Consider the following 10447-nt stretch of genomic DNA (forward strand, 5'->3'; position numbering starts at 1 on the left):
ATCCAAAGAGCAGCAAAAGGATAAAGCCGCTCACTAAGGCATGGGATATCTTAATGCAATATAAATCTCCGCATACACCAGTGGGCATAGTAAGGAATGCCTATAGAGAGAGCGAGGTTGTAGAGATAGTCACTCTTAAAGATATGCTAAAATCAGATAGTATTGATATGTTCACAACAATAATAATAGGAAATAGCGAAACCTATGTCAAAGATGGATACATGATCACACCCAGGGGGTATAACTTTGACAGATGATGTAATTTTGCATTAACTGCAATGCAGGTGTAAGGATGGGAGTGATTAGACCATTATTAGTTGACTATTGATAGTAGAGTGTATTGCTGGTTACTCTGGTAATATAGCTATTTGTTCCAGTTTGTTGACTTATTACAACCCTTATCTCATAAGGATGTACAATGACATCAGTAAGATCAAAATACCCTGATAGCTGAAAGGGCCCAGAGTTTGCAGTTATTTCCGCTGAATCTATTAAATCCCATACAGTTTGTGTATCGGATACAATTTCCTTTTTTAAATACAGTCTAAAAAGACTGTAAGATCATGGCAATTTCAGACAGCTCTGGTCTTTTTATAGCTGTTAACATTTGAAGTGCTTCGCCTTAGGAAATAGTCCTTATTGAATCAATTATTGATCAATTTTGGACAAGAGAGTATCCTTCTCACCCGATAGCTGATAAAGCTCTTGATGACAGGTTATACATTCTGCAATACTCTGCCTGGCTTATACCGTTTATACATTATTAATGTATATCCTCAATTATTTTTAATGAGGTATGGTATTGTGAGTCTAGGTATGAGAGATTATCATAAAGGAAGATAATCTCTGTGCGGATGTCCTTTTTAATAATGAAATAATATTCATTAGCCAGTTTCCTAACTAAATCCAGACCTCTTCCGGTTTCAGATATCTCCTGTGAGATTTCTTGGGAGTCATTATTCGAGTTCATTATCAGTTGATTCTGCTCTATTACACTGTGTATACTCTCAAGTATCCTTACCTTAGAAAGTTTTCCCTGATAATCGTTGATAGAAATACCATAGCTCTCTCCATTATTTGCAAAAAAGATATCAACATATTCTTCATCTTTTAATTTGATAGGGAGGCTCATCAGCTTTTCCTGAGTATATCCATGTGAGTGGTAGACGGCATTGATGATCATCTCATTGAGCAAAAGGTTAAGCATCATAAAATTAATAATTGTGAATCCCCATTCCTTTATCTGCTTTGTTATAATGTTCACTGCCTGATTGATTTGGGTTGATGAGGTAATTCTTATCTTCTTTGTATCTATGATATTCTTCATATAGTGTTGAAGACCGAATATATTCTTTTTTGTAATCAGCTTTTCAGCTAAATTCACGAATTCATCTCTTTTAAAGGGTTTGCATAATACATTCCCTATCCCCTCCTGGAATATTCGGCCAAAAAATGTGTCTATATCCTTCTCTGTGGTCATAATTGTGGGAATATATGGATAGTATTTGTTGATATAGTTGTAAAGATCAAAGGCATTATCTCCCGGAAGTTCCACCTCTGAGACTATAAGATCGAAATCTTGGGATTTGAGCTTAACCATAGCGTCATAAGCGGACTCAGATAATTCGACATGATAGCCCTCATTGGTAAATGTCTTTGTAATCATTTCCTTATATGATGAGATGTCTATTACAAGAACCTTGTACATGGATATACCTTAATTCTTCCAGTATCAGAATGAATGCAGTGAGCGCCCTCCGCTTAAAGGCAAAGATGAGGGCATAAATAAGAGATTACTATTCTGTTGTCGAGAAAATAATTAAAAATTATACCAAAAATCCGGTTACTCTTCATTAAGAGAGAGGGAAAATGTAAATATTTATTTAATTCTATTTATTAATTACTCATGCATTCGCAAGGATGACATTGTAGAAACCGTTTTTACTATAAATTTATTTGAGCATTCACAAGGATAAAGATAAAGTAACAAGTCAATAAATAGATTGAAAATAGACAGATGTTTACAACGATCACAAATTATAAACGATTAATTGTGATTATGGATTTGAATATACCGTGCACTTCGATATTGAATTCGGGAGTTATTATGCCATCAATTCCTGGTAATACAAATATTATGTTGACAAACAATATAAAATTACACAAACTATCATTTGTGTAACAACCACTACAATTTGACATAAAAAGGATATATTTGATATGTATATTGAAAGATAAAAAATCAATATATGTGAAAAAGGTCATCATAAATATGAGAAATGATTCCAAGTCGAATATTTTTCTCACACATATTGAGTAGAAATACTCTATGATCTTTATAAACCAAAGGGGGGAATAGAATGAAACGTTTATTAAAATTATTGGTAATAGTAACGATATCTGCTTCTTTCTGTTCATGTGGAGATGACAATGACGCAACTGTTAGCGGTTATGTAGTAAGACCCGAGAAAGACCCAACACTCACTTTAACCTCAATATCAGAAGATGATTCAATATTAGTTTTTGAGGGATCTCAAACAGCACTTGATTCAATATCTTCGAACAAGATACTAATGTTTGGAGTGACAGACCTTACGCCTTATGGATTACTTCGTAAGGTTGAAACTGTAACGAGTGATGGGTCTCAGGCCATTGTAGAGACAACCCAGGCAACACTTACTGATGCAATTGAGGAGGGGACTATTAAGGCTCAGAAATCCCTGTCCACTGATGATATAATAGAATCTAAACACAAAGATGGCGTAATTCTTGTTACACACCCATTGGATAAACACACAGGTGGATTTGAAGGAGAAGCTAGTTTTGTCTATAATATAAGCAATGTAGAAATATATGATCAAATATATATAAATGGATATATAGCATTCAACTCAGAGATCGATTTCGAGGTAGACATTGGATTTTGGGCGATAAACAAGATTTCATTTGTAAATACAACTGATATAACATCAGAGCTTACACTATCAACAAATATCTCTACTTATGATATTCACAAAAAAGTTGAAATAGCCAGATTAACTTTAGCTCCAATACCTACAACTGTGCCTGGTGTTGTTATAACTCCTATTATTACTATAAATGTAGGTTTTGATGGCATAGCATCTGCAGGTATTGAAACAGGATTAACAGAGTGTACCAATATTACATCAGGTTTGATATATGAATATGGTTATTGGGCTCCTATTGCTAATTATAGCTTTGATTTTGAATACATTCCACCAGAACTCAACGCAGAATGCCATTTTAAAGGGTATGCCGGCCCGCAATTAAATCTTTTAATCAACAAGATAGCTGGCCCTTATGGTAATATTGAAGGTTATTTAGAATTTGATGCTGGTTATTCAGATTATCTCTGGTGGGAGCTATATGGCGGACTTGAGTGTAGTTTAGGCATTAGAGGTGAAATATTTGGAAATGAGTTTTTCGATTATGAGCATCCCCAACCCTTAATAGATTATAGGAAGTTAATCGCACAATCATCAAAACCAAATAATGAACCAGTACTTTCAAATATAATGGTTTCTCCCCCTTCCGGGGACACTACAACAAACTTTACTTTTACTGTGCATTACTATGATGAGGATGGAGATTCACCTCCTACCCGTTATGTTAATATTGACGGAATAAATTACACGATGAGCTTATCCAGCGGGAATAGTTCAGATGGCGATTATTCATATACAACACAGCTAAGCGAAGGCAATCACAGTTATTATTTTCTCTTCAGCGATGGCGAGGTGGTAGTAAGACTGCCAGCAGTCAGCGGGACATATTCTGGGCCTGATGTTGATGAAATTTTAATAGATATGGTGTATGTGCCAGGGGGCACATTCCAGATGGGGTGTGATGATCTATTTGGTGACAACTTTTCAACACCAGAGCATCAGGTTACATTAAGCAGTTTTTACATGGGTAAATATGAGGTAACAAATGCTCAGGTGGTTAATGTGTTTAATTGGGCGAATGCGAATGGTAAGTTTGCCAGTGTTAGTGATATTACTGTAACGAATACTGGAGACAGTCATGAACTTCTTGATTTGGATGATGTGCATTGTAATATAGAATACATTGGCGGGACATTTTCTGTTGAGACTGGCCGGGGCGATGACGGATATGGGGGCAGTGTTGATCTGTCGAACTATCCTTGTATATTTATAAGCTGGTATGGGGCTGCAGCTTTCTGCAACTATTTGAGCGAGATGGAGGGTTTAACGCCCTGCTATGATTTGAGTGATTGGAGCTGTAATTTCAGCAATAATGGCTACAGGCTTCCTACAGAGGCGGAGTGGGAGTATACGGCCAGGTATATTGATGGTATTAGCTGGCTTCCAGGTAATCATGCAAGCGGTGATGAATCAGGTTATTGTACTCCGATTGATGGAAATGAATCAACGGTATTTGGAGATTATGCGTGGTATTGGGATAATTCAGGGACAACGCCGCATAGTGATGTATATAATAGTCGAGGAACACATGAGGTTGGCACAGCGGCAGAGAATCATCTGGGCCTTTATGACATGAGTGGGAATGTATTGGAGTGGTGTAATGATTGGTATATGAACTATACTAGTAGTTCGAAGATAAACCCAACAGGACCAGTACACGGCGATTACCGTGTGATACGTGGCGGGAATTGGAATTGTGATGAATATTATCTACGCGTTTCAGAACGTGGGGATGGTCACTTTGCTTCTCCGCACTCTATGAGGTCCATTAGAGGTTTACGCATAGCGAAGGTTGATTAGTTTGATTAGTTTGAGAAGGATCTTTTTAGCTCCTCCTGTGCAGCTAATCCACATTTATTCATCTGAGGAAGCTATAGTGTTTCAACTATAATTTAGATATGTAGTGAATTTATTCGGGATTTGGTAATTAGCGCTTTTAGATTGCTGAATTATACATTCAGGCAAGTGGGCATATATTATTAACCATTAAGGTTGAGAGATAGTAATCAGTTACATTCTTTTTTAATAAATTTACACCAATTTCTCATTGTGAAACATTATTTTAGCAAGCCCGAAATAAATGATATAAAAATTCAATAAACTTACAGGATGGATAAAATTGAGGGATGTATTAGTATTTCTATTGAACCTTCATCAAAAAAACAATCGCAATATACTATCTTCAGAAAACTAGTTTTTATTTATCAAATACAGTAAAGATAACTATAGCAGCTCTTTGGTGTGATAATCATATTAAAGGTTTGTCAAATATAGTTAATGGATGTCCTGATGCTGAATTTGTTTGCTCTGTAACATTAAGATCAAATGAATTTAACCTCTTATAATGGCTGCTGGGAAACTTAATGGTTGAGAATTTTGGTATAGAAGAATTCTATAGTATTATTGAAATATTAGAAAAAAACATAAGCAACCAAAATTTGCGATAGATACCGGACAGGTTAATTCAATATTATTGTCTTAAAATACTAATAATAATTATCAATTGAAATACGAAATATACTCTTTGTCACCCTCTGACAAGTCAGCATATCTATCCCTAACCTTACAAAGCCAGAACCCAAATGAACAGAATTAGACTGGATTACTGGATTCTATATCAGGTTTATCCTGTAATCCTGCAACCTCAAATATGCCAAGCGCATTAACATAATAAAAAGGTTGACCAATATAGCATTAAATAAATATCATTAAAATGAATGTTTTGAGGTTATTCAATAATAGGGAACATGTTTTTCCTCCAGACCTTTGATGCGCTTCCCTACATTTTATACGTTTTTGGCATGTTAATATAAGGTTTCTACTAATGAATAAGGGAGAAGTTTTGCATAAAAAAGATTACATTGAGACTCAAAGGGAGTTAGAATCGATCTATAATAAAACCAGGGATTTCGCTGAGTCAATAAACCTGGATGGGTTGAAGGGGGAGTTGGAGGAACTCAGAAAAAAGACATTGAAGGATGATTTCTGGAAGGATAGGGAGAGGTTTACAGAGGTTAATTTGCAGATTAGCAGAATTGAGAAGAGGGTCGATTATTGGGATAGGCTCATTAAGGATATAACCGAGGAAAGGGATTTGATGGAGATGGCCTTGGCTGAATCCGATGAGGAGATCCTAAGCGAAATATGCGATAAGATAGGCATCTTTAAAAATAGATTTGATGAACTGGAAACATTAGAGCTTTTTTCAGGGGAAGATGATCAGAAGAATGTATTTCTCACTATTCATCCAGGCGCTGGAGGCACTGAATCTCAGGATTGGGCTATTATGCTCTATAGAATGTATTTACGATGGGCTGAGAACCGGAATCATAACATTGATATTATTGATTATACACCGGGTGAGGATGCTGGGATAAAGGAAGCTACTATTCGAATTATTGGCGACTATGCCTATGGGATGCTGAAGAGCGAGAGAGGTATACATAGGTTAGTAAGAATCTCTCCATTTGATGCAAATAGGAGGCGGCATACATCCTTTGCCTCTGTAGAGGTGATTCCAGAGGTATTTGATGATGTGGACATAGAGATTGATGAATCAGAGCTTCGAATAGATACCTATAGGGCATCCGGGGCAGGGGGGCAACATGTCAACACAACAGATTCGGCTGTAAGAATTACCCATTTGCCTACCGGAATAGTTGTTCAATGTCAGAATGAGAGATCCCAGCATAAAAACAGGGCCTTTGCAATGAAAATTTTGAAATCCAAGATCTATGAACTCAAAAAGAAGAGACTCGATGAAGAGAGAATGGAGAGGATAGGGGAGAAAAAGGATATATCCTGGGGGAATCAGATAAGATCCTACATTTTTCAACCCTATACCCTTGTAAAAGACCATAGGACGAGTGAAGAGACCGGCAATGTGGAGTCTGTATTGGATGGAGAGATCGATAGATTTATTTATGCCTATCTTCGGGATCAAAAAAAGAATTGATATTAATAACATGTGTTATAATTTGTAACAAATTAGGGCGTTATCCCATTTGTGACGCTTTTAGAATAAGTGAAAATGTTAACCTTTATTGGGGGTAAATTAATGAATAATTTTCAAGGCACGGATGACTATGTTATTTCTCCTGAACTCCAGGATAGCGTAAATGTTGCCATATCCCTTGGGCGGCCGCTTCTTGTTAAGGGAGAGCCAGGAACCGGCAAAACCCTGCTCTCTCATTCAATAGCAAAGGGGCTCAGCAAGAGACTGGTTGTATGGAATGTGAAATCAACTACTAAGGCCAAAGAGGGGCTATATGTCTATGATACTGTTCAGAGACTGAATGACTCTAGGTTTAGGGATAAGGATATATCGGATATTAAACAATACATCAGTTTGGGGAAATTGGGAGAGGCCTTTGCCACTGAGGAGCAGGTGGTGCTGCTTATAGATGAGATCGACAAGGCTGAAATTGAATTTCCCAATGACCTCCTAAACGAGCTAGATGAGATGAGCTTCTATATCCCCGAGACTCAGGAAACCATCACCGCTATGACCAGGCCAATAGTGCTCATTACATCAAATAGTGAGAAGGAACTACCAGACCCATTCCTCAGGAGATGTGTATTCCATTATATCGAATTTCCGAAAGAGGATCTTATGGAAGAGATTGTAAGGGTGCATTTCCCTGATATTCAGAAGAAACTCTTAAAGGAGTGTTTAAAGAGATTTTACTGGGTTAGACAGTTCGATATGTTAAGGAAAAAACCATCAACGAGCGAGTTGATTGACTGGATTCAGGCTTTGATAATCGGAGGAATCTCAACAACCAGGATTGAAAAGGATCTGCCATTTCTTGGAACCCTTTTAAAGAAACAGGAGGATATTGAAATAATCTCAAGGGTTGGAGAATCCTCTCACTATGCATATAATACAAGCATTAGGACGAGAAATGTTTATTAATTTCTTTTTTTCGCTAAAGGCATATGGTATCCCCATCTCAATTCATGAGTGGATAACCCTTCATCATGCCCTTTCTGAGAATCTCAACAATTGTAATCTCACCAAATTTTATTACATTGCGAGATCCATACTTGTCAAGAATGAGATATATTATGATAAATATGATCTTGCCTTTCTCGATACCTTTGGTGGTATAGAGACAACCGATGAGATGCTTGAAAAGATTATTGATGGATTGCGTAAGGTTAAGGAGTTGCATCTCTCGGAAGAGGAGAAGAGACAGATTGAGGAACTGGATCTGGAACAGGTTCTGAAGAATTTTGAGGAGCAGCTAAAGCAGGGACACTATAAGGATCATGTTGGCGGGGACAAGGCCATTGGAACCGGCGGAAGATCGACCCAGGGCGCCTGGGGATATAATCCTGCCGGGATTCGGATCGGGCAGGGCGTATCAAGGCACAAGAGGGCGATACAGATAGCAGAGAAGAGGACTTTTAGAAATTATTCCAGTAATATCACCCTTGATGTGAGACAGATGAGGGTGGCCCTCTCTCATCTGCGATCGCTTCTTCCGATTGGGCCTGAAGAGAGGCTTAACCTCGATGAAACCATTGATGCCACCTCGAAGAATGCAGGGGAGTTGGAGTTTGTATGGGAAAGGCATGAGAAAAGATCAGCAAAGGTGATCCTTATGATGGATGTTGGGGGTTCAATGACTCCATATTCTACTATGGTGGAGAGACTATTCTCAGCCGCATCATCTCAGATCAGCTCTTTTAAACATTTCTATTTTCACAATTGCATCTATCAGGATCTATGGACCGATATTGAGAGGAATGAATCCATATCCACTTCTGACTTCCTGAAGAGCGAGGATCCCAATTATAAGCTCATTATTGTTGGGGATGCTGAGATGGCCCCCTCTGAACTTACTCATGCAAATGGAGCGATTGATTATTGGTATCATAACGACACACCTGGCATAATCTGGCTGAGCCGTTTAAGGGAGAAGTTTAAGGATGCCATTTGGCTCAATCCAATATCCAAGAGGTCATGGGAATACATCAGAAGCCTCTGGCTCATCAAGGATATATTTCCTATGTATCAGCTTACATTGGATGGACTCATTGACGGGGTATCCCTGCTGATGCAGGGGAAGAGCAGGCTTTTAGTTTAGTCCTTATCAAGAATTTTCTTCATCTCAAGCTTTGCCAGAGCCCTTTCCTTGTATTCGCCAGCCATCTTATCGCTTGGTTTTATCTTCAATACCTTATCCCATTCTGAAATTGCCTTTTGATACATCTCTCTATCGTAGTAGGATATTCCATTATTATAGTACTCTTTGAGATTTTTGCTTAGTTTCTTCTTTATTCTGTTTAAATAGATTTCGGCATCTAAATATCCTGACTCCTTCTCTTCGATCTCCTGGAAGAGGTCAAAGGAGATAAAATAATCCTTATTATAGAAGCCCCTCTCCGCCCTTTTGTATAGTTTTCTCAATGCGATTTTTTCATTGCACTCTCTAAGAATCCTTTTGGCATTTTTCTCCCATGGATTTGCCTTAATAGATTTTTTTAGATGTATTCTCGCTGACCTGTAATCCTTTTTACAAAAGAGATCCTTTGCCTTTTCTAGATGAGGATCGGATAGATTATTAAGAGCAGATTCAACCTTCAGGTTTATTGTAAAGAATTCAATGCTTTCAGGATTGTACTTTTTGGCAAGCAGACATTTCTCATAGGCCTTTTTGTATCTCTTTTTATTATAGAGCCTGTTGGCATCATCGAGGGCAGCGATGAATTTCTTTTTGATGGGTTTTGAATTCCTGATATTTTCAATCTTATATTTTGTATCTTTATATGTGGGGGACTCCCGTTGCACTAATAGAAATTGATCAAGGGCATCCTCATATCTCTGTTTCTGCCTATAATATACACCCCTCTGGTAATGTTCCGCAGCGCATTTTTCTATTATCTCTTTTATGATGAAAATATGCCTTTTGGCCTCTTTATGTTCCGGATCGATTGAGACCACAGTTTTAAATCTATCAAGGGCTTTATGATGCTCACCCTCTTTGAGTAGAGCAATCCCTTCCTGATAGTTGTTATTGATCTTTTTCTTCATATGTCTATAGATGCTGCCGCATGAGCATATAAAAGAAATAATAAAAATGAGAATAATAATTTTGAGGAAGTGTGAAATATTATTCATCCTAAGACTCATATGATTTTCATCCTGTTCTATTATTTATTGGATTTATGAAGCTGTTTATGGATTGTTGATATTGATGTAAAACCTGATTGCCCTGCTGAGATCTCTATTTCCTGTTAAGATAATAGTATCTACAATTCCTATTATATATAAATAAAGCATTTTTTCAAGAAAAATGTATTCTTTTTATAATGAAAAGAATATGTCTTCAATTTGGGGCAAAGCTCGCCCTACTTGGGGCAAAGCTCGCCCTACTTGGGGCAAAGCTCGCCCTACTTGGGGCAAAGCTCGCCCTACTTGGGGCAAAGCTCGCCCTACTTGGGGCAAAGCTCGCCCTACTTGGGGCAAAGCTCGC

General features: G+C 37.6%; 7 protein-coding genes. 5 read left to right on the forward strand and 2 right to left on the reverse strand.

Translation table 11 applies throughout. The features are described from left to right. The coding region (locus tag SVZ03_04995) for a precorrin-3B C(17)-methyltransferase (protein ID MDY6933566.1) at positions 1–257 on the forward strand (257 nt) is incomplete at its 5' end. 506 nt (positions 258–763) lie between these two features. On the opposite strand, the gene SVZ03_05000 is transcribed toward SVZ03_04995, so the two are convergent. Further along, positions 764–1708 carry a response regulator gene (locus SVZ03_05000; GenBank protein ID MDY6933567.1) on the reverse strand — a complete coding sequence of 315 codons (945 nt, stop codon included), beginning with the start codon at positions 1706–1708 and terminating at the stop codon, positions 764–766. Between the two features lie 652 nt (positions 1709–2360). Here SVZ03_05000 and SVZ03_05005 point away from each other — a divergent pair. The 4 genes from SVZ03_05005 to SVZ03_05020 all read left to right on the forward strand — a co-directional run bounded on the left by SVZ03_05005 (position 2361) and on the right by SVZ03_05020 (position 9058). After that, positions 2361–4766: an SUMF1/EgtB/PvdO family nonheme iron enzyme gene (locus SVZ03_05005; protein ID MDY6933568.1), complete on the forward strand. Its 2406-nt coding sequence runs from the start codon at positions 2361–2363 to the stop codon at positions 4764–4766. A gap of 1087 nt (positions 4767–5853) precedes the next feature. Next, a complete protein-coding gene (gene prfB / locus SVZ03_05010; GenBank protein ID MDY6933569.1) occupies positions 5854–6921 on the forward strand; it encodes a peptide chain release factor 2 in 1068 nt (355 codons plus the stop codon). Positions 6922–7023: 102 nt separating this feature from the next. Next, positions 7024–7881: a MoxR family ATPase gene (locus SVZ03_05015; GenBank protein MDY6933570.1), complete on the forward strand. Its 858-nt coding sequence runs from the start codon at positions 7024–7026 to the stop codon at positions 7879–7881. Then, entirely contained in the window at positions 7841–9058 is a 1218-nt protein-coding gene (locus SVZ03_05020; GenBank protein MDY6933571.1) for a VWA domain-containing protein, read from the forward strand. The genes SVZ03_05015 and SVZ03_05020 overlap by 41 nt, the downstream gene beginning before the upstream one ends. Here the strand turns inward: SVZ03_05020 and SVZ03_05025 are convergent. Then, a complete protein-coding gene (locus tag SVZ03_05025) occupies positions 9055–10104 on the reverse strand; it encodes a hypothetical protein (protein MDY6933572.1) in 1050 nt (349 codons plus the stop codon). The two genes, SVZ03_05020 and SVZ03_05025, sit on opposite strands and share 4 nt — an antisense overlap. Positions 10105–10447: the final 343 nt, after the last annotated feature.

The organism is Spirochaetota bacterium (assembly GCA_034190085.1).
Lineage (GTDB): Bacteria > Spirochaetota > UBA4802 > UBA4802 > JAFGDQ01 > JAXHTS01.